Source organism: Caulobacter sp. FV2ps19 (assembly GCF_058681035.1).
In genome coordinates this window covers 1,607,819-1,633,235 of record NZ_CM178729.1, presented here as the reverse complement: position 1 = coordinate 1,633,235, position 25,417 = coordinate 1,607,819, and the positions used below count along the sequence as shown (strand labels likewise).

The window sequence follows — 25,417 nt, the reverse complement described above, 5'->3', positions numbered from 1 at the left end:
CCAGATTCAGCCAGAGACGTTGGGGATGACGCGATTGCCGAAGGCGCCAAGCGCACCGATCGCTCCGGGCTCGATCTGGGCCCCGGCCTTCGCCGGGGAGATCGGAGTTTTGTTCTGCGCCCCTTCCGGAAACCGGAACGCCGCCGCCAGCCGCTGCCGCCACCAGGGCCCCAGCCAGCTTTCGACGCAGGCCCGGCCCCAATAGGCGTGGATCATCCGGTCGTCGGCCGAGACGATGGCGCAGTGTTTGGCGACGGCCTGGGGACTGATGCGGAACACCAGCACGTCGCCGGCTCGCGCCTCGGCCGGCTCCAGCGGGACCAGCCAGCGCCCCAGCGCCTGCAGCAGCATCTCGCGCTCGCCCAGCTCGGCCCAGTCGGGGCGATAGGGCGGAACCGGCTCGGGCTCGTCGCCATGGAGCGCCCGCCAGACCCCGCGCACCAGTCCCAGGCAATCGCACCCCACACCGCGCCGACTGGCCTGATGGCGGTAGGGGGTGCCCAGCCATTGGCGGGCTTCGGCGAGGGCTAACGCCCTCGCCTCAATAATCTTGTCATCCCGGAAGCCTCGCAGAGGCTGTCCGGGACCCAGGGGCAACCGCATTGCCTTGGCCCCTGGGTCCCGGCGCTCCGCTTCGCTGCGGCCGGGATGACAAGGAAAGGGAACAGGTGCGCCCCTCACCTTTTCCCCCCGTCATGCCGCTCGCCCTCGGAGGGGTAGAGGGTCAGAAAGTCCTCGCCCGGCGCGGTGGGAAAGCCCCGAAAGTTGATCCCGTTGGCGAAGGTCTCGACGCAGGTGGCCCAGCGCTTGTCGCAAGACGCGCCGGCGGCGGCCGCAATCCCGCAGCGGGCGTCGCCCAGCACGGCGTCGCACAGCCGCCCGAAGGTGCGCCCCGCCACCCGGTCCAGCTCGGCCAGAGGTCCCTCCAGCTCTGCGGTGAAGGCCTGGCCCCCGCGGCGGATCTTGCCGATGCGGGCCGTCCACAGACGCACGCTCAGCGCCGGCTGGCTCCAGTCAACGCGCAGACAGTCGACCGACGCCCCGTCATACAGCCCGGCCTGGATGTCGGCTTCGGTCACCGCGCTGTCGTCCAGCGCCCCCAGGGCGGCGGCCAGACCCGGAGAGACGCCGGCGGCGGTCTCGTAGGCCCCGGCGGTCCAGCCTCTGGCGGCGCGGCAGGCGACGCCCTCGACCACCAGGTCGCGGTCATGGTCGGTGAAGCCCAGCACCGCGCCGTCGGCCCGGGTCAGGATCCAGGCGTGGCACAGACTGGCGGCGCCCTCTTCGAGCCGGGCGGCCAGGGCCGGCGAAACGGCGCGCATCAGGCCCGCACCTCGACCAGCGGACAGGCGACGATCCGCGCGGCGGCGAAGCCTTCCATCTGCACGTCCAGCCGGTCGATGTCGAAGCGCACCGGGGTGTCGAACTCGAAGCCGGCGGTGACCGCCGCGCCCATCGCCGGGGCGACGGTCAGGGTGACCAAGCCCGTGGCCGCATCGACGCCATAGGCCGACGTCGCCAGCACGGTTCCCGCCACCGCCACCTTCACCGTGCCGGCGACCGGCCGGGTGATGGCCCGCGACACCGCCCCGTCGCCGGCCCCATAGGCCTTGGCGAGGGGGAAGGCCTTGCGGGCGCCGTCGCCGGTCCCGATCGCCTGGTCGCCCGCCGCCGGCTGGGCCGAGGGCGGACACGACTTGAAGTCAGCCGGATCGCGAAACCGGAAGCCGTAGAGTCGTCCGCGCCGGGCCTCGAAAAACGCCACCAGCTCGGCGGCGTCATCCAGCGGCCGCGCGGCGGTGGCGATCAGATAGCGCCGCCGCCCCTGGGCCCACGGACTGGAGCGGCGCTCGTGGCCCGAGGCCAGGGTCACCACCTCGGTGCGCCGCTCGACGCCGCCGGTGCAGCCGAACGCCAGCCGCGCCGGCAAGCGGACATCATGAAAGGCGCTCATGGGGCGCTCCTTGTAAGGGTGGATTGAATTGGAACCGCCGCGGGCCCCCACCGGGTCGCTGCGCGACCGTCCGCCCCCGGAGGGGGCGGATGATCTCATCTTCCCCCTCCGGGGGAGGAGGATGCGCAGCATCCGGAGGGGGCGAGTGGCCGGGGCGCGCGAGCCGCCGACGATTAAGTCTGCGTCATGACCCGCTTTTCACTTCGCTTGCCGCCGGTCTGTCCCTACGTATGGGGTACGAACTGGAGACTGATATGGACTGGAAGACCCTGTTCTTTTCCGCCGAAGGCCGCATCGGCCGGCAGGCGTTCTGGATCGGCTGGCTGTGCCTGCTGGGCGCCAATGTGGTGGCCGGATGGGTGCCGTTCATCGGCTGGGCCCTGTCCCTGGTTTCGATCTACGCCTCGGTCTGCATCCACTCCAAGCGGCTGCACGACATGGGTCAGACTGGCTGGTGGCAGGCTCTGCCCTGGGTGTTTGGCCCCGTGCTGGTGTTCGGCGCGATGATCTCGATCGGCGTCTCGGCGGCCTTCGCGGCGCTGAGCCACGGCGAGCCGGACCTGGCGGCGCTGTCGGCCCTGGGCGGCCTGTTCATCTCGGCCTTCGTCGCCGTCGCGGTGTGGCTGGCCTTCACCCTGTGGGTCGGCTTCAGCCTGGGCCAGCCCGGCGACAACAAGTACGGCTCCGCGCCGCCGATCTCGGCCTTGGCGGTTTAAAACCTCGCCCCCTAAGGACCGCTTCGCGGATCATCTTCCCCCTCCGGGGGAGGAGGATGCGCAGCATCCGGAGGGGGCAAGTCGCCTCACAACCCCCGCGCGCCCAGCCGCACCGCCCGCGCCAGGGCCTGGGCCAGCTGGGCGTCCGAGCGCGCCAGTCCCGCCGCGTCGCCGCCCGAGACATTGACCGTCACCGACAGCCCGCCGCTTCCCAGCGTCTCGACCGAACCGGCCGAGCTCGGGCGAAACACCTCCGGTCCGCGTTCGCCGACCAGATAGGCGCCGCCGCTGCTGACCGGTCCGCCATCGGCCCGCGCGCCGGAAAACACCCCCGACACCGCGCCCGACACCGCGTCGGCCAGACCGCCGCCCTTCAGGGCCGCGCCCGCCGCACCGATCACCGCCCGGGCCAACTCGGCCAGCGAGACCTCGCCGTCGGCGGCGGCGCGGGCCAGGGACTTGGCCAGGCTCGATCCGGCCCGGCTGAAGGCCTCGTCGATCGACCGGGCGGCCTTTTCGGCGGGAGCCTTCAGGGACTCCAGGGCGGCAACGGCCTCGGCGGTTTTGGCCGGAACGCTCGACAGGCCGTCGGGCTCGAAACTGTTCATGGGTTGGACTCCTCGTCGGGAAAGCGGGCGATCAGGGCGTCCAGGGCCGGACGGCCCAGGACCGGCGCGGCGGGCGCGGCGGTCAGGGCCCGCCACTCGCGCAGCGACAGCCGCCAGAAGGCCGGCGGCGGGATCGACAGCCGGAGCGCCAGCCGCAGGGCGTCGTCCCAGCCGCTCATGCGCAGGCGGCCAGGGCGGCGGCCACGGCGGCGACGGCCTCGGGGATCGTCACCGGCCCCACCTCGGCGGGCTCGCCGCCGCCGTCCAGCAGGGCGCCCAGCACCGCCAGCAGCTCGCGGGCCGACAGGGTCTCCATCCGGGCCGGCAGCTCACGCCAGTCGGCCAGGTTCAGCGCGCCCTCGATCCGGGCCAGGGCGCCCAGGGTCAGGCACAGGCGGCGCGACGTTCCGGCCAGGGTGACCACGACTTCGCCGCGGGCGGGGTTGGGAGGTGGCATCTTTGGATTTCCTTTGAAGGACTTGCCCCCTACGGACCGCTTCGCGGTCGTCTTCCCCCTCCGGGGGAGGAGGGCCGCAGGCCCGGAGGGGGCCAGTGTCAGCCGATCTAGATCGCCGTGAACGTCACCACCCCGGCCGAGGCCAGGCTCAGGGCGAACGCCGCCTCGCCGTCGTGGTCGCCGGCATAGTCCAGCGCCGCGACCAGGAACGGGCCTTCCAGCTGACCGAAGTCGGGGATCACCAGCCGCCAGGTGCGGGCCGACTGGTCAAAGAAGCTCTGGCGCACCTGGGCGTCCGACGCCGCGTCGCGAAACACGCCCGAGCCCGACACGGCGCACGAGCGCACGCCCGCCCCGGCCAGCAGTTCGCGCCAGCGGCCCGAACTGTCGCCGTCGGTGGTCTCGATGGTCCTGGCGTTGAGGCTGATGGTCCGGGCCCGCAGGCCCGCGACGCTGACAAAGCTCGGGACCTGGGCCCCGTCGCTGATCTTCAAGAGGATGTCCTTGCCGGCTTGAGCGGCCATGGGGGGATCTCCGTGTTGATGTCGGTGGACTGGCCCCCTCCGCGCTTCGCGCTCCTCCCCCGGAGGGGGAAGATGAGGTTCATCCGCCCCCTATGGGGGCGGACGACCTGCGAAGCAGGTCCGGTGGGGGCGAGTGGTCGGATCGCTAAGCCGCCTCGGTCACCGCCCGCAGGCGCAGCAGGCCCAGGGTGGTTTCGCCGTCGGCGGCGCGGAACACGTCGGCATAGGCGACGCGCAGATTGACCAGCCGCCGGCCCGGGATGGTCGGGCGGGCGTCATGCAGGGCGGCGCGGACGGCGGCGACCACGGCCCGCGCCTCCTCGGGCCCGCCAAAGCGCGAGACGGCGCTCAGGGTGACCACATGCTCCAGCCCCTCGCCGTCGACCCCGCCGAAGGGGCGGCTCTCCAGACGCGTGACGGCGATACAGGGATAGGTCGGGACGCGCGGGGCGGCGGCGTGGACGCGGCCATTGACCAGGGCGGCGACCGACGGCGCGGCCTTCAGCGCGTCGACCAGGGCCTGGGCCAGCAGGGTGTCGGGGTTCACAGGCGCGCCTTTCGATAGGGGGCCAGCCACGGCTCGACCAGGGCCAGGGACGGCTCGCCGGTGTCGCGATGGGCGTAGGCGTGGGCGACCAGCACCAGCACCGCCAGGCGCAGGGGCGCGGGGCTGGCGGGGCTGAGGGCGACGGCGGTGGCGGCCGCGACGCGGGTCTCGGCGGCGTCGATCAGCAGGCTGATCAGGCCGTCCTCGCTGGCGTCGCCCACGCGCAGGAAGCCCTTGGCCTCGGCCAGGGTCAGGGATTGGGGCATTGGGGGGTCTCTTCGGGTTGGGGGCGGTGACCAAGTCCTCCCCCCAGAGGGGGAGGGGTCGGACCGCAGGGACGACGGAGGGGGAAGTTGGCTGAAGCTCAGCGGCTCCTTCCCCCTCCGGCGCTTCGCGCCGCCTCCCCCTTCAGGGGGAGGACTTGTGACCTACGACACCGCGAACTTCAGCAGCTTCACGGCGTCGAAGTTCTGCACGCCGCCGCCGACGCGCTTGGTGGTGTAGAACAGCACGTGCGGCTTGGCCGAGTAGGGGTCACGCAGCACCCGCACCCCGGCCCGGTCGACGATCAGATAGCCTTTCTCGAAGTCGCCAAAGGCCACGGCCAGGGCGTTGGCGGCGACATCGGGCATGGCCTCGATCTCGGTGACCGGGAAGCCCAGCAAGCTGGCCGACTGGCCCGGCTGCAGGGCCGCGTTCCAGATATAGTTGCCTTGCGTGTCCCTGAACTTGCGCACCAGGCTGACCGTGCGGCGGTTGAGCACGAAGCGGCCGTTCTGACGGTACTGGGCCTTGGTGGCGTAGATCAGGTCGATCAGCTTGTCGGTGGGATTGGTCGCCGCGAAGCCGCCCGCCACGCCGGTGGCCACATAGCCGACCTGGCCCCAGGTGTAGGAGGCCTCCGGCGCGGCGGTGTAGGCTAGCAGGCCCTTGGGCTTGTTGACCCCGTCGCCGGTGATGAAGGCCGTGGTTTCCTGGGCGGCGAAGGCGTCCTGCACCTCCTCGGCCAGCCACTCGTCGATGCTGACATAGGCGTCGTCCAGCAAGGCCTGGGTGGCGGCCGGGCTGGCGTAGAGCTCGCCGGCCGGGAAGTCGATCACGTCCAGGGTCGGCGCCGTGGTCTCGGGCCGGGCGGCGGTCTCGGCCACCCAGGCGGCGGCCAGGCCGGCGGGCGACACCGGCTTGCGGAAGGTCCCCGAGCCGATGGTGCGCACCTGGCAAATTTCCCGCATGGGGCTGGTCGCCGCAAGGCGACGCAGGATCGAGCGCTCCAGCTCCGGCGGGGCCACATAGCCGCCGGCCGTGGCGGTTCCTTCGGACAGGCCCTTGGCTTCCAGCAGGAGCGCGGGCGTCTCGCCGGTCTTGATATAGCGGTCGAAGGCGGCCTTGCGCTCATCCACATGCGCCAGCGGCGCATCACCGCCAAGAGAGGGCCTGCGCGCGTCGCTGAGGGCGCGGTCGAGGCGGTCCTGGGCCCGCGACACCGCCTCGTCGATGCGGTTGACCTTCTCCTCCAGCAGCACATCGGCCCGCTTGGTCTCGATGGCGCTCAGCCGCTGGTCGTTGGCGGCCTTGAAGCTCTCGAACGCCGCCAGCACCTCGTGCAGCATCGTGCGCGCCTCCGGCGGGGCCGGGACGTGTTTGGTCTCTTTCATGGAGTTCTCCGGTTTAAGGAAAGTCCTCCCCCTGAAGGGGGAGGTGTCGCCCCACCGGGGCGACGGAGGGGGAAGTCGGCCGCCGGGGGATCACGTCCCCCTCCGGCCCTTCGGGCCACCTCCCCCTCTGGGGGGAGGATCTCTTGGTCAGGCGCCCACCACGCTCAACCGCGCCCCCGGCAGCATCGGAAAGGTCACCACCGACACCTCCCACAGCTCCACCCGGCTCAGCACCCGCAGGGCGCCGTCGGCGCGGGCCTTGACCTGGCGAAAGCCGATGGAGAGGCCGTCCAGCGCCCCGGCCTCGACCAGGGCGGCGACGAGCCGCCCGCGGGGCGTGGCGCGCAGGATGCGGCCGCGAACGAACAGGCCGCGGGCGTCTTCGGCGATGTCGTCCCAGACGCCGATCGGCTCGGCGTCGTCGTGCTGGTGCAGCATCTTGACGCCCGCGACGCCGGTTTCGGCCAGGCTGGCCGCGAAGGCCCCGGCGGCGGTGACGTCGTCATTGAGGTCGCGGGTCCAGAACAGCGAGGCGTAGCCTTCGAGGGTCAGGGCGTCGGTCATGGGAGTCCTTTGGTCGTTGACTGGCCCCCTCCGGGCCTGCGGCCCTCCTCCCCCGGAGGGGGAAGATGATCTCATCCGCCCCCTCCGGGGGCGGACGACCGCGAAGCGGTCCGGTGGGGGCGAGTGATGAGCTTTAGCGCTCCAGCTTGGCTTCGATGCGCTGCAGGGCGGCGCGGCTGGCGATCGCCTGTTCCTCCAGGCGGGCCAGGCGTTCGGCGACCGGGGCCTGCAGGTCGAGGCGGCGTTGCATGTCGTCAATCCGCGCCGAGGCTCGCCCGGCCCACATCAGGGCGGCGGCGGCCTGCAGCACGACGGCGACGATCAGGGCGACCGAGACCTGACGGTCCAGCCGCCAGCGATTGGGGGTGGGGGGCATGAGGGGGTCCTTGCTGAAAGACTTGCCCCCACCGGGTCGCTGCGCGACCGTCCGCCCCCGGAGGGGGCGGATGAGATCATCTTCCCCCTCCGGGGGAAGACGACCGCGAAGCGGTCCGTAGGGGGCCTGCTGAGCTAGCCGTCCAGCCCCGCCAGCCGTCTCCGCTCCTCGACGGTGAGAAAGCTGGCCCCCTCCAGCCGCGCCCACAGGGCGTCGCGTTCAGCGGAGAGGGCGGGGACGGCGTCGAGGTCGGGCGCGATGCGAGCGCCGGGGAATTTCACCGCCAGCCAGGCGGTCATGGCCCGGGCGGCCCGCTCGACCAGGGGAACGACGGTGTGGCGCCAGAAGGCGGCGTTGGCCTCGCGATAGTTGGCGTAGGTGGCGTCGCCCGGCACGCCCAGGATCTGCGGCGGCACGCCGAAGGCCAGGGCGATCTCGCGGGCGGCGGCGTGCTTGCCCTGCGTGAAGTCCATCTCGGCCGGGGTCAGGGACATGGCCCGCCAGTCGAGCCCGCCTTCCAAGAGCAGCGGGCGGCCGGCATTGGCGGCGCCGGAATGGACGCCGGCCAGCTCTTCCTTCAGCCGCTCGAACTGCTCGTCGCTCAAGCGATCGCCGGCCTCGCGATTGGCATAGACCAGCGCCCCGGACGGCCTGGCCGAGTTATCCAGCAGGGCCTTGTTCCAGGCGCTGGAGGCGTTGTGCACATCGATGGCGAAGGCCGCCGCCTCGAGGGGCGACAGGCCGTAGTGATCATGGGTGGGGTTGAACAGTTTCAGATGCAGCACCGGCAGCCAGCCGTCGCCGTCGCGGCCGATCCGCACGCTGCGTCCGGCCGCCTGATAGTCATAGGCCAGGGGCCAGCCGCGCGGCCCGGGGACCAGGGTCATGCGGTCGGGGCGCAGGGCGTAGAGCTCACCAATCGGCGAGTTTGGGGCCTCGCCCTCCCCCGCCGCCTCCAGATAGGCGTTGCCGGCCACCTGCAGGTTGCCGAAGAACGCCTCCATCAGATCGGGGCCGCCCTGCTCGCGATTGGGCCGGTGGATCAGGGCCTGCAGCGGATGGTCGGGCGCGCGGCGGCCGTCATGGAACACCGCCAGCGGCGTGGCGGCGGCGGCCTCGGCGATCATCCGCACGCAGCGATAGGCCACGGGGTTCTTGCCGAACCCCTCGGTCGCCAGGGCGCCATAGTCGCGCGGCGTCCACTGCGGCCGGCCTCCGGTGGTCAGGGCGATCAGCCGGGCGGCGCGGGAGTCTTTGTGCTCGGATGGGCGGGGTTTGCGGAACAGGGGCATGGGAGCCTCATGGTTGAGAACATATCATGAACATGTTAGAGTTGCGCGTTGACACTTGCCCCCTACGGACCGCTGCGCGGTCGTCTTCCCCCGGAGGGGGGGAAGATGAGATCGGCGCGTTTCGTCTTCCCCCTCCGGGGGAGGAGGGCCGCAGGCCCGGAGGGGGCAAGTGCGAGCCAGCCAAGGAGCCGCAGATGCCCGCGCCCAAGCCCACCGTCGCCAACGCGCGACGCCTGCGCAAAGAGATGACGCCTCCGGAAGTGCGCCTATGGTTCGCCCTTCGGCGCGGTCAGCTGGACGGGTTCAAGTTTCGTCGCCAGCATCCCATCGGGCCTTACGTGCTGGACTTCTTCTGTCCGGCGGCGCGGCTGGACGTGGAGATCGACAGCTACCATCACTGCGTCAACGGCCGGCCGGCGCGGGATATGGCGCGGGACCAATGGTTGTTGGACCAGGGGATCAGGACGGTGCGGATACCAGCCCAGGACGTGATGTCGTCGGTGGACAGCGTGCTGGACGCGATCCGGCCATATCTGCGTCCCTTGCCCCCTCCGGATGCTTCGCATCCTCCTCCCCCGGAGGGGGAAGATGATTTCATCCGCCCCCTCCGGGGGCGGACGACCGGGTAGCGGTCCGGTGGGGGGAAGGGTTCAAAGCGTTCGAAGGCGAGGACTGCGCGCCACCCCCAGCATCAACTCACTCACCGCCCAGACCAGGGCGTCGGCGCGGTCGGGGCTGTGGGTGAGGTCCAAGGTCCCCAGGCCCATCAGCTCCTCCTCCAGGGCGGGGAAGGCGCCGCAGTGGATCACCCGGCCCTGTTCGTAGAGCGCGGCCACCGGTTCGGCCCGGGCCCGTTTGCCCAGCGAGGCCCTCACCAGTTTGATGGCGCAGGGCGGGTCGGCCTGGGCCAGGACGGCGCGGACCATGTCGCCGCCCTGGTTGGCCTCGGCGACCAGGGCGTGGGCCCCGAAATCGCGGGCGGCGGCCACCGCCCGCACGGCCCAGCCCTGGGGCGACAGGCCCTTGGCCGAGCGGTCGGCCAGCACGAAGGCCCGGCCCTCGAGCCGTCCCACCACCACGATGCCGCAGGCGTCGCCCGTGGCGGTGGCCGGCGGGTCGACCGCCACCACCACCCGGTCCAGCCGCGCCGGTCGCGCGCCCTGACAGCGCGCCAGGTCTTCGGCCCGGAACAGGCCACCCTCGTCCTCGACAATCACCCCGTCCAGTTCCTGGGCCGCCAGGCGGGTGCCGCCATAGAGGCCGTTGAGCGTCGACAGGAAGCTGGGCGCCAGGTTGTCGGCATTGGCCGCCGTGCCGGCTCTCGTGACCACGACGCCGGGCTCGGCGATCAGGGTCTTGAGCGCGCGGATCGGCCGGGGCGTGGTGGTGACCACCAGCCGGGGGTCCTCGCCCAGCCTCAGGCCAAACCGCAGCATGGCCAGGGTCTGGGCCGGCTTGGGCCAGGCGCAGAACTCGTCGGCCCAGGCGGCGTGGAATTGCGGACCGCGCAGGCTGTCGGGATCTTCGGCCGAGAAGGCGTAGGCGACGGCGCCGCTTCGCCAGACCAGCCGCTTGCGGGTGGCTTCCCAGCGCGGCGGGTCATGCAAAGGCGACAGCGCCTTCAGCCCGGACGGCCCCTCGATCATCACCTCGCGCACGTCGTGAAAGGTGGGGCCGACCAGGGCGATGCTGCGGGCTTGGGCGATCTGCTCGGTCACCCAGTGGGCTCCGGCGAAGGTCTTGCCGGCCCCACGCCCACCCAGGAATAGCCAGGCGGACCAGGGATCAGTCGGGGGGTGTTGGTGGCGATCCGTCCGCCTCAGGCTGGGCAGGCACGCCGCGATCACTTCCGGCGGCGCCGTCTCCAGCCATGGATTTAGTATCTCGGGAGGCGACAAGCTTAACCATTCTTCGGCGGACGTCGGCATGAAGTCGGGTGATACGCTCGGGTGTCCATTCGCTTGGGGCATCCATCGGAATCTCCTCGGGGTCCGGCGAGACGGCGCGCTTCGGCAGGGCGTCTAGCGCCTTGACCACGCGTCGTCCGCTCGCTCGGAACAGTTTCAGGTGTCGACCGGCGCGCGCCATCTGTTCGGCGGTCTTCAGTCGGGATGTCGCCGGATCGTCCTTGGTGACGTCAACCGCCTCGACCACCGCGGTGGCGTAGTATTCGGTGACGACATCCTCGACGAAGGCGATCAGCGCTTCGATCTCTTCGCTTCTCTGGGCCATGACACAAAGATACGGGACCAGCGGGCGCCTCTGATCAAAAGGCGTGAGAAAGTTTCAAGCTCTTGATTTTAAAGGCTTCGATTCGCCGAACGCAGAGGATTGCGCGCAGTTTATCCCCGTCGTCGGGTCTGGAGCGGTCAGGCCGAACAGGGCGTCGAGGATCTGGCGAGGGTGGCAGGGCTTGGCGATGAACACCGAGCCCGCGACGCCCTCGGTCGCGTGACGCGCGGCGGCCGTGCCCGACACGAACACCACCGGCAGGTCGGGGTACAGGGCCCGCGCCTGGCGGGCGATGTCGAAGCCGTTCGGGCCGGGGCCCAGCTCGACATCGGTGACCAGGGCCGACAGATAGCCGTTGCGGTCCACCACGACCATGGCGGTCACGGCGTTGTCGGCGTCCAGCACCCGGATGCCCTGGCCGCGCATGAACTCGCAAGTCGACAACCCGACAATCGCGTCGTCTTCGACATACAGAATTTGTTGAGCGTACATCAGATGCAATCCTTGCGAGATTACATAACCCCAAGATCGGCTTTTGTTTCCATTTGCGGAAAATAAATCCAAATATAGAGCGATAGCGTCGAGTATTTTCGGCAGAGATTAAAATATTAAAGGCTGAGCTTCATATCCAAAACAGCGGCAAAAACCCTGCGCGCCATGGCGACGCTACCGGACCGTTATCGCCCCTCGGGCCATTGACCCGCTCACCGGGACAGGAAACCCTGCCGGCCTCAATCGTCCCGGAACCCGCCCCATGACCCTGCACATCCTCGCCGTCCCGACCTTCCTGCAGATGCTGAACGGTCTGTCGGCCCAGCTGGACAAGGGCGTCGATCTCGCGAAGAGCCGGGGTGAGGATCCCGCCGCCCTGCTGGCCGCCCGCCTGGCGCCGGACATGTTCCCGCTGTCGGCCCAGGTGCGGTTCACCTGCCGCCAGGCCACCGACGCCGTCGCCAAACTGACCGGCGTGACGGAGCCCGGCATGCCCGAGGGCGACGAATTGGAGGCGCTGAAGGGCCATATCGCCGCGGCGATCGCCTTCGTGGACGGCGCTCCGGTCTCGGGCTTTGACGGGGCGGCCGACCGGACGATCACCCTCACCCTGCCCGGCGATCTGGTGTTCGAGATGACCGGCCTGCAGTTCCTGCGCGACTGGTCCCTGCCCCAGTTCTATTTCCACGCCGTCACCGCCTACGACATCCTGCGAAACAACGGGGTCGACCTGGGCAAGCGCGACTTCGTCGCCCACGCGATCAAGTATCTGAAGACCTAGCGGAGCCTGTGGATAACTTTTGGCGGACGGCGCGCTCCATCTTCCCCCTCCGGGGGAGGAGCGCGTCAGCGCGGAGGGGGCGAGTGGCGGCCGTCTAGTCCTCGTCCGACTCGTAAACCCCGTCGCCACGGTCATACATCAGGTCGCTGGTCACGAGGGGGAGAGAGCTACTTGCCCCCTACGGATCGCTGCGCGATCGTCTTCCCCCGGAGGGGGAAGATGAGGTCAGCGCGGAGGGGGCCAGTGGCGGCCGTCTAGTCCTCGTCCGGCTCGTAGAACTCTTCCCCGCGGTCATGCATCAGGTCGGTGGCCACGAACTCCATGGCGTCCTCGGGATGCTCCAGGGCCAGTTCGTTGATGGTCTGGTCGCGCACCGAAATGCCCTGCTTGTGGGTGCTGTCGGGGTCGCCGGTGACCAGGGGGTGCCAGTCAGGCAGGGTCTTGCCCTCATTGAGGCGGCGATAGGCGCAGGACAGCGGCATCCAGCCCAGTTTCTCGATATTGTGCGGGGTCAGCTTGACGCAGTCGGGCACGGTCCTGGCGCGGTTCGCATAGTCCTTGCAGGTGCAGCGGTGCTCATCGAACAGCTGGCAGTGCACACGTGTGGGGATCACATCGCCGCTATCTTCGTCTTCGAAGCGAACCAGGCAGCAAAGTCCGCAGCCATCGCATAGGCTCTCCCACTCGGGGACCGTCATCTGCAGGAGCGATTTCGTCTCCCAGAAAGGTTTGCGCGCTATCATCAGGGCGTCCTAAACCCAAACTAGGCTGAGACCAAACAGGGCCGTATCGAAACCGTGAACGACTGGACGCTTCCCCCGTACCGTTTCGAAGAAGGGTCCAAGCCCCCGGAAAGGCCGGAGACCGCCTTCGGCGCGCCGCCGCCGCCGCCGCCAGGCGAGCCGCCGGAAGACCCGTTCCAGCCGCCGGAAGAGCCCGAGCAACCGTTCCGCGCCGACCTGGCGCACCAGAAGGCCAGGAAGCGCTCGCGGCGCTTCGGCTGGATCTGGAAGACCCTGCTGGTCGGCTTGCTGCTGGGCATGCTCGCCGCCGGCGGCGGGGCCGGCTATGTCTGGTGGAAATATCTGCGCGACACGCCAAAACTGCCCAGCCGCGAGGCCCTGTTCGCCGTCAATCGCGCGCCCGGCATCCGCTTTGAGGACAAGAACGGCCAGGTGATCGCCACGCGCGGGCCGCGCTATGGCCAGCGCATCACCCTGGCCGACGTGCCCAACTATGTGCCCCTGGCCTTCATGGCCGCCGAGGACAAGCGCTTCTACAAGCATGGGCCCATCGACCTGTACGGCATCGCCCGCGCCGCCGTGGTCAATTTCAAGGCCAAGCGCACGATCCAGGGCGCCTCGACCCTCAGCCAGCAACTGGCCAAGGGCCTGTTCCTGACCCCCGACCGCACCGCCAAGCGCAAGCTGCAGGAAATGGTCATGGCCCGCGAGCTGGAGAAGGTCCTGACCAAGGACGAGATCCTCGAGCTCTATCTGAACCGGGTGTTTTTCGGGGCCAACACCTTCGGCGTCGACGGCGCGTCGCGGACCTATTTCAACAAGCCCGCCAGCCAGCTGACCCTGTCGGAAGCCGCCCTGCTGGCCGCCCTGCCCAAGGCGCCCTCGCGCCTGGCCCTGACCCGCGACATGAGCGGCGCCCTGGCCCGCTCGCGGCTGGTGCTGTCCAACATGCGCAAGGAAGGCTGGATCACCGCCGAACAGGAGAGCCGGGCCCTGGACGACACCCCGCGCCTGTCGCCGCTGGCCGTGCAGAACGAGGGCGAATACGGCTGGGTGCTGGACTACGCCACCAGCGAGGCCGTGCGCATCGCCGGCCAGAACGCCCCCGACCTGGTGGTCCGCCTGACCATCGATCCGGGCCTGCAGAAAATGGGCTCGGAGGTCGTGCGTCACGCCATCGCCTTCGACGGCGAACGGGCCGGGGCCGGCCAGGCGGCGCTGCTGTCGCTGTCGGCCGACGGCGCGATCCGGGCCATGGTCGGCGGCACGGACTATATCGAGAGCCCCTTCAACCGCGCCGTCCAGGCGCGGCGGCAGCCGGGCTCGACCTTCAAGCCGTTCATCTACGCCGCCGCCCTCGACAAGGGCGTTCTGCCCACCGACATCCGCGTCGACGGGCCGGTGAAGTTCGGCGACTGGGCGCCCGAGAACTATGGCGGCGGCTATCGCGGTCCGATGACCGTCGAACAGGCCCTGATCACCTCGACCAACACGATCGCCGTCAAGCTGGGCCAGGAAGCCGGTGGTCCGGCGATCGGCGAACTGGTCCGCCGGTTCGGCATCACGACCCTGCCGCCCAGTCCCGACCTGTCGGTGGCCCTGGGCTCGTACGAGGTCAGCCTGCTGCAGCTGACCTCGGCCTTCCAGGTGTTCCAGCAGGGCGGAAACCGCCTCGAGCCCTATGTGATCGAGAGCATCGTCACCCAGGGCGGCGCCCCGGTGTTCGCCCGTCAGGCCGCCGCGCCCCTGGCCGTCTATGACGTCGGCCGGGCCTCGATGATGGTCAAGATGATGAAGAAGGTGGTCACCGAGGGCACCGCCAAACGCGCCGCTTTCGGCCGTCCGGCGGCGGGCAAGACCGGCACCAGCCAGAACTGGCGCGACGCCTGGTTCGTGGGCTTCACCCCCGACTATGTGACCGGCGTCTGGGTCGGCAACGACAACGACAGGCCGATGAACAAGGTGGTCGGCGGCGACATCCCGGCCAGCATCTGGCGGCGGTTCATGATGGCCGCCCACCAGAACCTGGCGGTCCGCGACTTCGACTGGCTGCTGCCCGATCCGACCCCGGAAAGCGAGCCCGACCCCCGCAACGGCTATTACGAAACCCTGGCCGCCGAATTCGCCCGCGCCGCCTCGGACCTGGAGTCGGAAGCCAATCCCCCCGCGACGCCCGAGGGACAGCCGGCGGAATTGCCGTACTAGCCGTGCGGATCCCCTATGGGGTCGTGAGAGACGACTCAGCCGCCCCGGCGTGACTAGCCGCGGGCAAGATTCACGATCGGACGCTCAGCGCTTTTCAAGGGCGCCTCGAAATAGAAAAGCGAGCCCACGCCGACCGTGCTCTCCACGCCCATTTCGCCGCCCATCAGGGCCACGAGGTCGTGGGAGATGGCCAGGCCAAGACCCGACCCGCTATGCGACCGGGTGGCGCTCTCATCGACCTGCGAGAACATCTTGAAGAGGCGCGGCAGGTCCTTGGGCGCTATGCCCGCGCCGGTGTCCTGGATCTCGAACCGCAGGCCGTGGGGAACCGGGACCACGCGGACAGCGACCGACCCGCTGTCGGTGAACTTGACCGCATTGGCGATGAGATTGCTGAGAACCTGGCGAAGACGGATGGGGTCTCCCACCCAGCGGCCCAGGCAGGTGTCAGCGACCTCGTAGGACAGGCTGATCGCCTTGCTTGAGGCCGCGCCGGAAAAGAGCGCGCAGACGCCCGCCACAAGCTCCCTGAGGTCGAAAACCTCGGCATGGAGCTGCACCCGATCGCCCTCCAGGCGCGCCATGTCGAGGACGTCGTTCAACAGGCTCAGCAGCGCCCGACCAGACTCGATGACGACCGTCAGGCGGTCTCTCTGGCGGTCGGACAGCTCGTCCATCTCCATGACCTGGGTCATGCCCAGAACGCCGTTGAGGGGCGTACGGATCTCATGGCTCATATTCGCCAGAAACTGTGTCTTGGCGGCGTTCGCGGCTTCCGCGTCCTCCTTGGCCTCGACCAGGGCCCGGCGCCCCGCATCAAGCCTGCGCAGCGCGTCGCCGACCCGAACGAAGAGCACTCCGGCGCAAATGACGAGGGCGAGGGAAACGATGCCGATCCAGGGCGCGGCGTGACGCAGAAGCTTCATGCCGGGGGCTCTGGGCGGCCAGGTGACCTCGCCGATAACCTGGCCCTTCGGGTCACGCAGGATAACGCCGCGCGGATCCGCGGACAGCCTGTCGGTGACCACCAGCCCCTCAATGCCAAGGTCTTGCTGAAGACCTCGGACAAAGGACGGGCTCATTCTGCGGGCCGAGACAATGACCGCCGGCGGGCCGCGATCCCGCTCCGCCGCGTTGGATGTTTGCGACAGAATGTCGGTAGCGACCAGGAGATAGAGTTCGTCGTCGGATCGGATGAGGCCCGAGGCCGTGGAGGCTGAGGCGAGGCTATGCCCGCCTCGGGCGTGAACGACGGACGCGCGGTCCCTGACGCTTTCAATAAGGACGGCCGAATCCCGGGCCAGCGTTTCCAGCGCGCGCGTAGGCGTGCGAGCGCCGCCCATGGAGCCGTAGATGATCTGGCCATCGCGAACGACGAAGGTCAGGTCGTGGCTGAAATACTTGCTGTAGTACTCCGCGAAATTGGCGTCGGACCACGGGCCATCGACAGGTCCGGCGAACGCCCCGACCGCGTTATCCCAGACCGAAGCGGAGGTGAGTTCACGGGTCATGCGCTTGAGATCGCGGTCAAGGGCGCGCTGAACCAGGGCGCGCTCGTCGAGATTTTCCATGCGATCGAGCGTGCGGGCCGCCACCAGCATCAGCGCAACGCTTCCCAGAATCGAAGCCGCCACCATCACAATCGTCGCGCCGACGATCCACCGGATGGATCGCTCGCCAGGTCTCTTCGGGCGGCGGTTCTGGAGAGTCATGGCAGCCTTATAGATCGGTCATGAATAGCAACTTATGAAACGCGGCTCTTAGCCGCATAAGCTTGCGGCGCGATTACCGCGCCGCCCGACCTAACGGCGCCCTCGACATCCGGGGCTCTCCCCGCCACCCTCCCGGCCAAAATCACGGGGAGCCCAGAGCCATGACCGATCAGACCCTTGCTGGCCAAGCTTTGGCCGGCCGCATCGTGCTGGTGACCGGCGCCTCCTCGGGCATCGGCGCGCATCTGGCGAAAGCCGCCGCCGGCGCCGGCGCCAGGGTGGCCCTGGCCGCGCGGCGCACCGACAAGCTGCAGGACCTGGTCGCCGAGATCGGCCCCAGCGCCGCCGCTTTCGCCCTGGACGTCGAGGACGAGGCCTCGGTGATCGCCGCCTATGACGCCATCGAGGCCCGGCTGGGAACCCCGGACTCGGTGATCGCCAACGCCGGGATCAACGTGGAAGGCCTGGCTCTGGACCTGGCCATCGCGGACTTCGACAAGATCCTGTCGGTCAATACCCGGGGCATGTTCCTGACCGCCCGCGAGGGGGCGCGGCGCATGATCAAGGCCGGCTCGGCGGCGAGCGGCCGGGGCCGGGTGCTGCTGGTCGCCTCGATCGGGGCGCACGAGGTGCAGCCGGGCCTGACCGCCTACTGCACGTCCAAAGCCGGCACGGCGATGATGGGCAAGAGCCTGGCCCGCGAATGGGCCCGCAAGGGGATCAACGTCAACGTCCTGTGCCCCGGCTATATCCGCACCGAACTCAACAGCGACTGGTTTGACCAGGAAGGCGGCCAGCGCCGTGTGGCGTCCTTCCCCAGGAAGCGGCTGATGGCCGAAAGCGACCTGGCGGCCATGGCGATGCTGCTGTGCTCCGATGCGGCCAAGGCGATCACCGGCTCGGTGGTGACGGTGGATGACGGGCAGACGCTGTAGGGTGGCGGAGCCGTAGCTATAGCTCAATTTTCTTGTCATCCCGGAAGCCTCGCAGAGGCTATCCGGGACCCCGGGGCTGACGCAGTGTGGTTGCCCCTGGGTCCCGGCTCTCCGCTTCGCTGCGGCCGGGATGACAAGCTATTTTGGGGCGTTTCTGTAAAGCCAGTCCGCCGGCAGGCCCATCCGCAGACAGGCCTGGGCCGGCGGCGCCTCGGATACGGCGATGCGGTCGGCCAGCCGTCCGGCCAGGGCGATGGCCTGCAGCTCGAAGGGCCGGGGCAGCCACTCCCGCCCCAACCCCAACACCTCCCGCACCTCGACGGGCACAAGCCCGACCGCCGCACGGATCAGAGGCCGCTGCAGCAGGCTGACCGCGCCCGGCGCGACCTTGGTTGTGCGCATGAGACCCAGGAACTCCAGCACGATCTCCGACCGCTCCAGGCTGGGCGTCATCGCCGCGAGCTGAGCCTCCCACGCCGCCCGCGAGGTCGGCGCGCCGGTCGCCCCATAAAGCCGCGCGGCCGGGGCGGCCTCGGCGTAGAAGCGGTCCTTGTCGGCGTCGCTGAGGGGGGCGACAAGAGCGCTGTAGGCCTCCATGAAGCCGAAACTGGCCGTGGCCTGCACCCAGTCCAGCAGGGCCGGATCATCGGCCCGGTAGGCTGTTCCGTCCGGCGTCGTCCCTGCCACCCTGGCGTGCTGACGCCCCACCCCGGCGATCATCGCCTCGGCGCTTGAGCGGGCGCCATAGACCGTGACCATGGCCGCCAGACCGGTGCGCTTGAGCCGCCCCAGCGGGTCGGTCCGGAAGCTGGAATGGTCCCAGACGCCCGAGCGCACCCGGGGCTCGGCCAGCTCCAGGATCACCGCCGTGATCCCGCCGACGAACAGCGCCACCGGGTTCTTGAACACCCGCCACGACACCGAATCCGGCGCCGCCAGGGCGGGTTCTCCCGCCGGGACGGCGAAGTCGATCCGGGGGCCGCCGGGGATCCGGGTCAGGTCTGAAATGGCGCGAGACACGGCGTTCATGACCCCACCCTAACGCGCCCGGACGCCATCCAGCACCAGGGCCGTCACCGCCGCGCGGGTCTGGTCCATGAAGGCCCTGTCCGACAGCCCCTTGCCGGTCAGGGCCCGCACCTGGACGGCGAAGTCGGCATAATGCTGGGTGATCGCCCAGATCGAGAAGATCAGATGGGCCGGATCCACCGGGGCCAGGCGGCCGTCGCGCACCCAGCCGGCGATCACCGCGACCTTGGCCTCGAACACCGTCTTCAGAGGCCCGGCCAGGACGGGTTTCAGCAGGGGCGCGCCGCGCAGCATCTCCAGGGCGAACAGCCGCGAGACCTCGGGGTGGTCGCGGCTCATCTCCAGCTTGAAGCCGATGAAGGCCTCGATGGCCGCCACCGGGTCTTCGCCCTGGGTAAACCGCTCGAAGGGCCGCAGCCACAGCGACAGGCCCTGCTCCAGAACGGCCAGATAGAGGGCGTCCTTAGAGGGGTAGTAGTACAGCAGATTGGCCTTGGACAGCCCGGCCGCCCTGGCGATGGCCTCGACGCTGGCCCCGTCCAGACCCTGACGGGCGAAGACGCCCTGGGCGGCCTGAAGGATCGTGGTCCGGCGGATTTCATGGGCCTGGGCGCGACGGCCCACAGGCAGGTTATCCACAGAGTCGACCAGGTTATCCACAGCCCCGCCCATCCCGACCCCGCCTACGGATTGAGCGGCCTTGACCAGCTTGCGGGCGCCCGAGGCGTTGGCGACACCGGTCCGGGCGGCGGCCTTGCGCGCGGGCTTGACGGTCTTGGCGGGCGGAGAGGTCATCAGGGCTCGAACTTGGACCAAATGGTCAAACTTTGACCGGATGGTCCGGATTGCACTGTTCTCGGAGATGGTATTCCATGCTGTCTGAAGATCGCAAGACCGACCGTTCAGGGTCGGAGCAGGAGCCGGCGCCGATGACTCCCCTTTCGCCCGACGCGGTGATGCTGCCGGCCCGGCCAGAGCCGATCCCGGTGGACCCCAGGACCACCGCCGTGATCGTCATCGACATGCAGAACGCCTATGCCTCGCCCGGTGGCTATCTGGACCTGGCCGGGTTCGACATCAGCGGCGCGGCCGGGGTGATCGAGCAGATCCAGGGGATCCTGCCGGTGGCCCGCGCGGCCGGCATGCAGGTGATCTATTTCCAGAACGGCTGGGACGACCAGTATGTCGAGGCCGGCGGCCCCGGCTCGCCCAACTGGTGGAAGTCTAACGCCCTGAAGACCATGCGCGCCAGACCCGAACTGCAGGGCAAGCTGCTGGCGCGCGGCCAGTGGGACTATGAGCTGGTCGACGCCCTGAAACCCGAGCCCGGCGACATCCGCCTGCACAAGACGCGCTACTCGGGCTTCTTCAACAGCCAGCTGGACAGCGTGCTGCGGGCGCGCGGCATCCGCCATCTGGTGTTCGTCGGCATCGCCACCAATGTCTGCGTCGAGTCGACCCTGAGGGACGGCTTCATGCTGGAATATTTCGGCACGGTGCTGGAAGACGCCACCCACCAGGCCGGCCCCGACTTCGTGCAGAAGGCGGCCCTGTTCAACATCGAGACCTTTTTCGGCTGGGTCTCGACGACGGCGGATTTCAAGGGCGCGTTTGGCCAGTTGGCGCCGGGCTGACGCGCCGTGCGTCCTTCGAGGCTCGCAAGCTCGCACCTCAGGATGAGGTGATCCGTACGAAATTCCTCATCCTGAGGCGCCCGCGCAGCGGGCCTCGAAGGACGCAAAGCCTATCCATCAAGGGAGACACACCATGCCCAAGACCATCATCCTCCCGCCCGGCACGGGCACGCCGATCGCGCCGTTCTCGCCCGGAACCCTGGCCGACGGGATCGTCTATGTCTCGGGCACCCTGGCCTTCGACAAGGACAACAATGTCGCCCATGTCGGCGACGCCGAGGCCCAGACCCGGCAGGTGCTGGAGACCATCAAGTCGGTGATCGAAACCGCCGGCGGGACGATGGACGACGTGACCATGAACCACATCTTCCTCACCGACTGGGCCAATTACGCCACGATCAACAAGGTCTATGCCGAATACTTCCCCGGCGACAAGCCGGCCCGCTACTGCATCCAGTGCGGCCTGGTGCGGCCCGACTTCCTGGTCGAGATCGCCACCGTCGCCCATATCGGCAAGCGCTAGGCTCCAGACTCGATGCGGGCTCAAGACGTTCAAACTCTTACCCGTCTCCCCGGCGAAAGCCGGGGTCCAGATCCCCAAGCGAGGGCGGGGTTGGATCAATGCCGAGCCTCTGGAGCCAACCCCAAAGTCTTCCATCTGGGTCCCGGCCTTCGCCGGGAAGACGGAAGACGGAGAGCTCATCGCCAATTGAGTATGGACCTTAGAACATGATCGTTTCCGGAACCGTCGACGGCCTGCACTATGAGCTGCACGGCGGCCCCGTGGCGGGGCGCGAGGTGGTGCTGCTGTCCTCGGGCCTGGGCGGCTCGGGCGCCTTCTGGGCCCCGCAGATGGACGCCCTGACGGCGAACTATCCGGTCGTCCTCTACGATCACCGCGGCACGGGCCGCAGCGTCCGCGACCTGCCCGCCTCCGCCGAGGGGCCCTATGCCGTGCAGGACATGGCCGACGACATGGTCAAGGTGATGGACGCCCTGGGCCTGGACCGCGCTCACGTCGTCGGCCACGCGGCCGGCGGCAATGCCGGCCTGGCCCTGGCCCTGTCGCACCCCGATCGGCTGGGCAAGCTGGTGGTGGTCAATGGCTGGTCGCGGCCCGATCCGCATATCCGGCGCTGTTTCGACACCCGCCTTCACCTGCTGAGCGACACCGGGATCGAGGCCTATGTCCACGCCCAGCCGCTGTTTCTGTATCCGGCGGTGTGGATCTCGGTGAACCACGCCCGGCTGGAGCAGGAAGAGCCGCACCATGTGGCCGGCTTCCCGACGCGCGAGGTGATGCAGGCTCGCATCCAGGCCCTGCTGGACTTCGACATCGACGAGGACCTGCCCCGCATCCCCCACCCCGTGCTGATCAGCGCCAGCGACGACGACATGCTGGTGCCCATCAGCTGTTCGATGCGGCTGGCCGAGCGCCTGCCCAACGCCCAGCTGGAAGTCGCCCCCTGGGGCGGTCACGGCCATACGGTCACCGATCCCGAGACCTTCAACGCGGCCTTGCTGGGGTTTCTGGAGGGGGTGGATTGAAGGCGTTTTCCTTCCACCAATCTTCATTCGCCTTCCTAGGCCTTGTGCCTAGGACCCATGGAGCCGGCTTGGCTCTGAACTGGGCACGCGCCCACCGCCAACGATGGCGCTCTCCCCGCCCCTCAATGCCAGCGCCCGCCATGGATCCTCGCCACAAGGGCGAGGAAGGCGGATCTTTTAGGGGCCGAGACGGCGGCCCTTCAACTCACGAACTGGGGCAATAGCCCAAAGGAACCCCCCCCATGCAGGTCGGCGTCTTCATCCCCATCGGCAACAACGGCTGGCTCATCTCCGAGACCTCGCCGCAGTACATGCCCAGTTTCGAGCTCAATAAAGAGATCACCCTGAAGGCCGAGAAATACGGCTTCGACTTCGCGCTCTCGATGATCAAGCTGCGCGGGTTCGGCGGCAAGACCCAGTTCTGGGAGCACAATCTCGAAAGCTTCACCCTGATGGCCGGCCTGGCGGCCGTGACGACGAAGATCAAGATCTTCGCCACCGTCGCCACCCTGACCATCCCGCCGGCCATCGCCGCGCGGATGGCCTCGACCATCGACTCCATCGCCCCGGGCCGCTTTGGCCTCAACCTCGTCACCGGCTGGCAGAAGGCCGAATACAGCCAGATGGGCCTGTGGCCGGGCGAGGCCCACTATACCGACCGCTATAACTACCTGGCCGAATACACGACCGTGCTGAAGGACCTGCTGGAGACCGGGGTTTCGGACTTCAAGGGGAAGTACTTCACCATGAACGACTGCCGGGTCAGCCCGCACCCCAAGGAAACCAAGCTGATCTGCGCCGGCTCGTCCAACGAGGGCCTGGCCTTCACGGCGCAATATGCCGATTACAGCTTCGCCCTGGGCAAGGGGACCAACACCCCCACCGCCTTCGCCCCGGTCAATGACCGGCTGAAGGCCGCCGCCGCCAAGACCGGTCGCGACGTGGCCAGCTTCATCCTGTTCATGATCATCGCCGACGAGACCGATGAGAAGGCCCAGGCCAAGTGGCAGTCCTATCGCGACGGCGCCGACCAGGAAGCCCTGGCCTGGCTGACCGAGCAGGCGGCCCCCAACGCGGCGGCCGGCGCCACCACCAACACCGCCCAGCTGGCCGACGCGGCCTCGGCCGTGAACCTCAACATGGGCACGCTGGTGGGCTCGTATGAGAGCGTGGCGCGGATGCTGGACGACATCGCCGCCGTGGAGGGCACGGCCGGCGTGCTGCTGGTGTTCGACGACTTCGTGCAGGGGGTGGAGGCCTTCGGGACGAAGATCCAGCCGCTGATGAAGAGCCGGAAATAGGCTGGCGACTGGCCCCCTACGGGTCGCAGAGCTTGTCCTCGGGCGCGCTTCGCGCGACCCGGGGGCGACCGTCTTCCCCCGGAGGGGGAAGATGAAGAGCACGGACTCATCTTCCCCTTCCGGGGGAGGAGCGCCGCAGGCGCGGAGGGGGCAAGTGGCCGCCCCCTCCCCCGCACCCTAATCCACCGCCAGCATGCCCAGCAGCTGCAGGCGGAAGGTCATGACGCTGCCGGCCGGGATCGGGCCGACGTCGCGATTGCCGTAGCCCAGCTCGGGCGGCACATACAGCAGCCACTCATCGCCCACCTTCATCATCGGCAGGGCTTCCAGCCAGGCCTGAACCAGGCCGTCCAGCGGCATGATGGCGGACTGCTTGCGGTCGTAGGAGCTGTCGAACACCGTGCCGTCCAGCAGCTTGCCCTCATAGTGAACCTTGATGATGTCGCCCAGCTTGGGCGAAGGACCGGTCTTGGGGCCCGAGGTCAGCACCTTGTACTGCAGGCCCGACGGCAGGGTCACCACGCCCGGCGCCTTGGCGTTGGCCGCCAGGAAGGCCGCGCCGGCGGTCGCCGTCGGAGACGGGCTGAAGCTGGGGGGCGGCGTCACCACGGGCGCCTGGGCCAGGGCGGCGGTCCCCAGGCTCAAGGCTAAACCCAGGCTCAAACAAGCTAAACGAAGCATTCACAGTCCTGACGAAGAATCTTTTTGAAGAGGGATAGACTAAGCGCTTTCCCTGACGCCGCAACCTTTTCGATAAAACGAATATCGAACAAATCCAATTGCTTGAAAGGAAAAATGTTTAGATGAACAGCGTCACCGAACGCGTTCTCACGCATTTCACAGCCACTTGTCGAGAATGTGACCTAGAATAACCAAGCTTTGGAAACCATTTTGGTCCACCATCAGCTCTTCGATCACCCATCGAAGACCGAGGGAGGAGTAGGCCATGCCCAGACACACCGGCGCCAACGCCGCCCAACGCCACTGGTGGCAGCGCTATCCGATGTTCGCCCTGGCCGCCGGCTGGGTGATGATCGGCGCGGTGATGATGGCCGGCGTCGCCCAGCTGCACTTCATCTAGAGCATCGTGCGGCGGACGGCCCTGCCGTCTGACCTTTTCCGGAACATACATCCCCTCCTGCTGCAGAAACGCCCCCAGCGGAGGCGCCCGCGCGCGAGACTTTGCATTTGTCCCGCCCGGCCTCGAAACCGCCACCGGAAGGGTGCTATAGCCGCGCTTTCCTTCCGCTCGACCGAAGACCCGCCTTGCGCCCGATCAGAACCGCCCTCCTCGCCGTCTCCGTCCTGGTCGCCACCGCCGTGCTGGCCGGCTGCGCCACCCAGACCCATGAAACGGTCTATATCCCGGTGGTCGCCCCCACCCCGCCCAGCTCGCTGACGCCGCAGCCGGTGGTGCTGTTCAACCAGACCAAGGCCGGCCGCAAGCTGTTCACCCTGGACGCCGAGTTCCCCTATTGCGACGTCGAGACCGGCAAGCTGATCGTCGTGCCGCGCTGGTACGTCACCGACTTCGCCAGCGTGCCGTGGTACGGCCAGACCTTCATCGACCCGCAGGGGCCGACCGCCCGCGCCGCCATCGTCCATGACTGGCTGTACGCCATCGGCGAGCCGGGCAAGCGCGAGGAGGCCGACGCCATCTTCTACCGCGCCATGATCAAGTATGGCGTGCCAAGCTTCCAGGCCGGCCTGGCCTATCAGGCGGTGCGCACCGGCGGCGAGAAGGGCTATGGCCTGCCCGGCGACTGGTGGTTCGTCGATCCCAAGCGCCAGGACATCCGCCAGCCCCCGCCCTTCGCCAAGCCGCGCACCGGGGCGGTGCGGGTCCTGCCCCGCTGCACGGGCTTCACCGCCCTGATCCAGAGCGGCTGGCGCGCCTATCCCATCAAGGCCCCCGCCGTCGTCGTGCCGCCGCCCGTGGTGGTGACCAAGACGCCGCTGGACCAGGTGAAGGAAAAGCTGCCCTGGCCGGGCGCCAAGCCCAAGAAGTAAGCCCAGCTCCGCACGCCCCCTCCGTCTCGCCGCTGCGCGCCGAGCCACCTCCCCCGTAAAACGGGGGAGGTGGCGCGCGACAAAGTCGCGTGACGGTGGGGG

Annotated in this window: 31 protein-coding genes and 3 pseudogenes; 11 read left to right on the top strand and 23 right to left on the bottom strand. The window is 68.9% G+C overall.

What is annotated here, in order from left to right:
• Positions 1-6: 6 nt before the first annotated feature.
• From ACW18B_RS07880 to ACW18B_RS07870, 3 genes are all read right to left on the bottom strand, one after another.
• Positions 7-603 (bottom strand): NlpC/P60 family protein, encoded by a 597-nt coding sequence (locus ACW18B_RS07880; RefSeq protein WP_492050972.1) that lies wholly within the window; start codon positions 601-603, stop codon positions 7-9.
• 74 nt (positions 604-677) lie between these two features.
• A complete protein-coding gene (locus ACW18B_RS07875) occupies positions 678-1,322 on the bottom strand; it encodes a phage/gene transfer agent baseplate hub protein (protein ID WP_492050971.1) in 645 nt (214 codons plus the stop codon).
• Positions 1,322-1,954 (bottom strand): phage distal tail protein, Rcc01695 family, encoded by a 633-nt coding sequence (locus tag ACW18B_RS07870; RefSeq protein WP_492050969.1) that lies wholly within the window; start codon positions 1,952-1,954, stop codon positions 1,322-1,324. The genes ACW18B_RS07875 and ACW18B_RS07870 overlap by 1 nt, the downstream gene beginning before the upstream one ends.
• 254 nt (positions 1,955-2,208) lie before the next feature.
• Between ACW18B_RS07870 and ACW18B_RS07865 the strand changes: the two genes are divergently transcribed.
• Positions 2,209-2,670 carry a DUF805 domain-containing protein gene (locus tag ACW18B_RS07865; protein WP_492050968.1) on the top strand — a complete coding sequence of 154 codons (462 nt, stop codon included), beginning with the start codon at positions 2,209-2,211 and terminating at the stop codon, positions 2,668-2,670.
• Positions 2,671-2,756: 86 nt separating this feature from the next.
• Here the strand turns inward: ACW18B_RS07865 and ACW18B_RS07860 are convergent, their stop codons facing one another.
• The 11 genes and pseudogenes from ACW18B_RS07860 to ACW18B_RS07810 form a co-directional block, all read right to left on the bottom strand.
• A complete protein-coding gene (locus ACW18B_RS07860; protein WP_492050967.1) occupies positions 2,757-3,278 on the bottom strand; it encodes a phage tail tape measure protein in 522 nt (173 codons plus the stop codon).
• Complete coding sequence (locus ACW18B_RS07855; protein WP_492050966.1) at positions 3,275-3,457, bottom strand: phage tail assembly chaperone; 183 nt, start codon at positions 3,455-3,457, stop codon at positions 3,275-3,277. The genes ACW18B_RS07860 and ACW18B_RS07855 overlap by 4 nt, the downstream gene beginning before the upstream one ends.
• Positions 3,454-3,735 (bottom strand): GTA-gp10 family protein, encoded by a 282-nt coding sequence (locus ACW18B_RS07850; protein ID WP_492050964.1) that lies wholly within the window; start codon positions 3,733-3,735, stop codon positions 3,454-3,456. The genes ACW18B_RS07855 and ACW18B_RS07850 overlap by 4 nt, the downstream gene beginning before the upstream one ends.
• Positions 3,736-3,842: 107 nt before the next feature.
• Positions 3,843-4,259 carry a phage major tail protein, TP901-1 family gene (locus ACW18B_RS07845; protein WP_492050962.1) on the bottom strand — a complete coding sequence of 139 codons (417 nt, stop codon included), beginning with the start codon at positions 4,257-4,259 and terminating at the stop codon, positions 3,843-3,845.
• Between the two features lie 33 nt (positions 4,260-4,292).
• Positions 4,293-4,402: pseudogene (locus ACW18B_RS07840) on the bottom strand (hypothetical protein); the annotation flags it as partial.
• Positions 4,403-4,404: 2 nt separating this feature from the next.
• Positions 4,405-4,806 (bottom strand): DUF3168 domain-containing protein, encoded by a 402-nt coding sequence (locus tag ACW18B_RS07835; RefSeq protein WP_492050961.1) that lies wholly within the window; start codon positions 4,804-4,806, stop codon positions 4,405-4,407.
• Entirely contained in the window at positions 4,803-5,072 is a 270-nt protein-coding gene (locus ACW18B_RS07830) for a head-tail connector protein (protein ID WP_492050959.1), read from the bottom strand. The genes ACW18B_RS07835 and ACW18B_RS07830 overlap by 4 nt, the downstream gene beginning before the upstream one ends.
• A 162-nt stretch (positions 5,073-5,234) precedes the next feature.
• The gene (locus ACW18B_RS07825; protein WP_492050957.1) at positions 5,235-6,461 is read right to left on the bottom strand and encodes a phage major capsid protein; all 1,227 of its coding nucleotides are present in this window, start codon (positions 6,459-6,461) and stop codon (positions 5,235-5,237) included.
• Between the two features lie 147 nt (positions 6,462-6,608).
• Positions 6,609-7,025, bottom strand: coding sequence for an HK97 family phage prohead protease (locus ACW18B_RS07820; RefSeq protein ID WP_492050955.1), 417 nt, complete (start codon positions 7,023-7,025; stop codon positions 6,609-6,611).
• Between the two features lie 133 nt (positions 7,026-7,158).
• The gene (locus tag ACW18B_RS07815) at positions 7,159-7,401 is read right to left on the bottom strand and encodes a hypothetical protein (RefSeq protein WP_492050953.1); all 243 of its coding nucleotides are present in this window, start codon (positions 7,399-7,401) and stop codon (positions 7,159-7,161) included.
• A gap of 134 nt (positions 7,402-7,535) precedes the next feature.
• Complete coding sequence (locus ACW18B_RS07810; protein ID WP_492050951.1) at positions 7,536-8,693, bottom strand: phage portal protein; 1,158 nt, start codon at positions 8,691-8,693, stop codon at positions 7,536-7,538.
• A gap of 194 nt (positions 8,694-8,887) precedes the next feature.
• Between ACW18B_RS07810 and ACW18B_RS07805 the strand changes: the two genes are divergently transcribed.
• Positions 8,888-9,322, top strand: a complete 435-nt coding sequence (locus ACW18B_RS07805) for an endonuclease domain-containing protein (RefSeq protein WP_492050950.1) — start codon at positions 8,888-8,890, stop codon at positions 9,320-9,322.
• Between the two features lie 21 nt (positions 9,323-9,343).
• On the opposite strand, the pseudogene ACW18B_RS07800 reads toward ACW18B_RS07805, so the two are convergent.
• The 3 genes and pseudogenes from ACW18B_RS07800 to ACW18B_RS07790 all read right to left on the bottom strand — a co-directional run.
• Positions 9,344-10,486 (bottom strand): annotated as a pseudogene (locus ACW18B_RS07800) (DNA-packaging protein); the annotation flags it as partial.
• Positions 10,479-10,925 carry a hypothetical protein gene (locus ACW18B_RS07795; RefSeq protein WP_492050948.1) on the bottom strand — a complete coding sequence of 149 codons (447 nt, stop codon included), beginning with the start codon at positions 10,923-10,925 and terminating at the stop codon, positions 10,479-10,481. The pseudogene ACW18B_RS07800 and the gene ACW18B_RS07795, both read right to left, overlap by 8 nt.
• A 54-nt stretch (positions 10,926-10,979) precedes the next feature.
• Positions 10,980-11,417, bottom strand: coding sequence for a response regulator (locus ACW18B_RS07790; RefSeq protein ID WP_492050947.1), 438 nt, complete (start codon positions 11,415-11,417; stop codon positions 10,980-10,982).
• Positions 11,418-11,679: 262 nt separating this feature from the next.
• Between ACW18B_RS07790 and ACW18B_RS07785 the strand changes: the two genes are divergently transcribed.
• Positions 11,680-12,198: a DUF1993 domain-containing protein gene (locus tag ACW18B_RS07785; RefSeq protein ID WP_492050945.1), complete on the top strand. Its 519-nt coding sequence runs from the start codon at positions 11,680-11,682 to the stop codon at positions 12,196-12,198.
• Positions 12,199-12,452: 254 nt separating this feature from the next.
• On the opposite strand, the gene ACW18B_RS07780 is transcribed toward ACW18B_RS07785, so the two are convergent.
• Complete coding sequence (locus tag ACW18B_RS07780) at positions 12,453-12,941, bottom strand: YcgN family cysteine cluster protein (RefSeq protein ID WP_492050944.1); 489 nt, start codon at positions 12,939-12,941, stop codon at positions 12,453-12,455.
• Positions 12,942-12,995: 54 nt separating this feature from the next.
• Here ACW18B_RS07780 and pbpC point away from each other — a divergent pair, with 54 nt between their 5' ends.
• Complete coding sequence (gene pbpC / locus ACW18B_RS07775; protein ID WP_492050942.1) at positions 12,996-15,146, top strand: multimodular transpeptidase-transglycosylase PbpC; 2,151 nt, start codon at positions 12,996-12,998, stop codon at positions 15,144-15,146.
• Positions 15,147-15,199: 53 nt separating this feature from the next.
• Here pbpC and ACW18B_RS07770 read toward each other — a convergent pair whose 3' ends face one another.
• Entirely contained in the window at positions 15,200-16,858 is a 1,659-nt protein-coding gene (locus ACW18B_RS07770) for a sensor histidine kinase (RefSeq protein ID WP_492050941.1), read from the bottom strand.
• A gap of 161 nt (positions 16,859-17,019) precedes the next feature.
• On the opposite strand from ACW18B_RS07770, the gene ACW18B_RS07765 reads away from it, so the two are divergent.
• Complete coding sequence (locus ACW18B_RS07765) at positions 17,020-17,793, top strand: SDR family NAD(P)-dependent oxidoreductase (protein ID WP_492050939.1); 774 nt, start codon at positions 17,020-17,022, stop codon at positions 17,791-17,793.
• Positions 17,794-17,854: 61 nt separating this feature from the next.
• On the opposite strand, the pseudogene ACW18B_RS07760 reads toward ACW18B_RS07765, so the two are convergent.
• The 3 genes and pseudogenes from ACW18B_RS07760 to rutR all read right to left on the bottom strand — a co-directional run.
• Positions 17,855-17,959, bottom strand: a pseudogene (locus ACW18B_RS07760) (hypothetical protein); the annotation flags it as partial.
• Complete coding sequence (locus ACW18B_RS07755) at positions 17,932-18,822, bottom strand: oxygenase MpaB family protein (RefSeq protein ID WP_492050937.1); 891 nt, start codon at positions 18,820-18,822, stop codon at positions 17,932-17,934. The gene ACW18B_RS07755 and the pseudogene ACW18B_RS07760, both read right to left, overlap by 28 nt.
• 9 nt (positions 18,823-18,831) lie before the next feature.
• On the bottom strand, positions 18,832-19,617 hold the full coding sequence (gene rutR / locus ACW18B_RS07750) for an HTH-type transcriptional regulator RutR (RefSeq protein ID WP_492050936.1): 786 nt from the start codon (positions 19,615-19,617) through the stop codon (positions 18,832-18,834).
• A 77-nt stretch (positions 19,618-19,694) separates the two neighbouring features.
• Here rutR and rutB point away from each other — a divergent pair, with 77 nt between their 5' ends.
• The 4 genes from rutB (at position 19,695) to rutA (ending at position 23,305) form a co-directional block, all read left to right on the top strand.
• The gene (gene rutB / locus ACW18B_RS07745) at positions 19,695-20,456 is read left to right on the top strand and encodes a pyrimidine utilization protein B (protein WP_492050934.1); all 762 of its coding nucleotides are present in this window, start codon (positions 19,695-19,697) and stop codon (positions 20,454-20,456) included.
• Between the two features lie 133 nt (positions 20,457-20,589).
• Positions 20,590-20,979 carry a pyrimidine utilization protein C gene (gene rutC, locus ACW18B_RS07740; protein WP_492050932.1) on the top strand — a complete coding sequence of 130 codons (390 nt, stop codon included), beginning with the start codon at positions 20,590-20,592 and terminating at the stop codon, positions 20,977-20,979.
• A gap of 206 nt (positions 20,980-21,185) precedes the next feature.
• A complete protein-coding gene (gene rutD / locus ACW18B_RS07735; protein WP_492050930.1) occupies positions 21,186-22,004 on the top strand; it encodes a pyrimidine utilization protein D in 819 nt (272 codons plus the stop codon).
• 242 nt (positions 22,005-22,246) lie between these two features.
• Positions 22,247-23,305: a pyrimidine utilization protein A gene (rutA, locus tag ACW18B_RS07730; protein WP_492050929.1), complete on the top strand. Its 1,059-nt coding sequence runs from the start codon at positions 22,247-22,249 to the stop codon at positions 23,303-23,305.
• A 177-nt stretch (positions 23,306-23,482) separates the two neighbouring features.
• On the opposite strand, the gene ACW18B_RS07725 is transcribed toward rutA, so the two are convergent.
• Positions 23,483-23,986 (bottom strand): FKBP-type peptidyl-prolyl cis-trans isomerase, encoded by a 504-nt coding sequence (locus tag ACW18B_RS07725; protein WP_492050927.1) that lies wholly within the window; start codon positions 23,984-23,986, stop codon positions 23,483-23,485.
• A gap of 265 nt (positions 23,987-24,251) precedes the next feature.
• On the opposite strand from ACW18B_RS07725, the gene ACW18B_RS07720 reads away from it, so the two are divergent.
• On the top strand, positions 24,252-24,386 hold the full coding sequence (locus tag ACW18B_RS07720; protein ID WP_492050925.1) for a hypothetical protein: 135 nt from the start codon (positions 24,252-24,254) through the stop codon (positions 24,384-24,386).
• A 185-nt stretch (positions 24,387-24,571) separates the two neighbouring features.
• Positions 24,572-25,315 (top strand): DUF1353 domain-containing protein, encoded by a 744-nt coding sequence (locus ACW18B_RS07715; protein WP_492050923.1) that lies wholly within the window; start codon positions 24,572-24,574, stop codon positions 25,313-25,315.
• Positions 25,316-25,417: the final 102 nt, after the last annotated feature.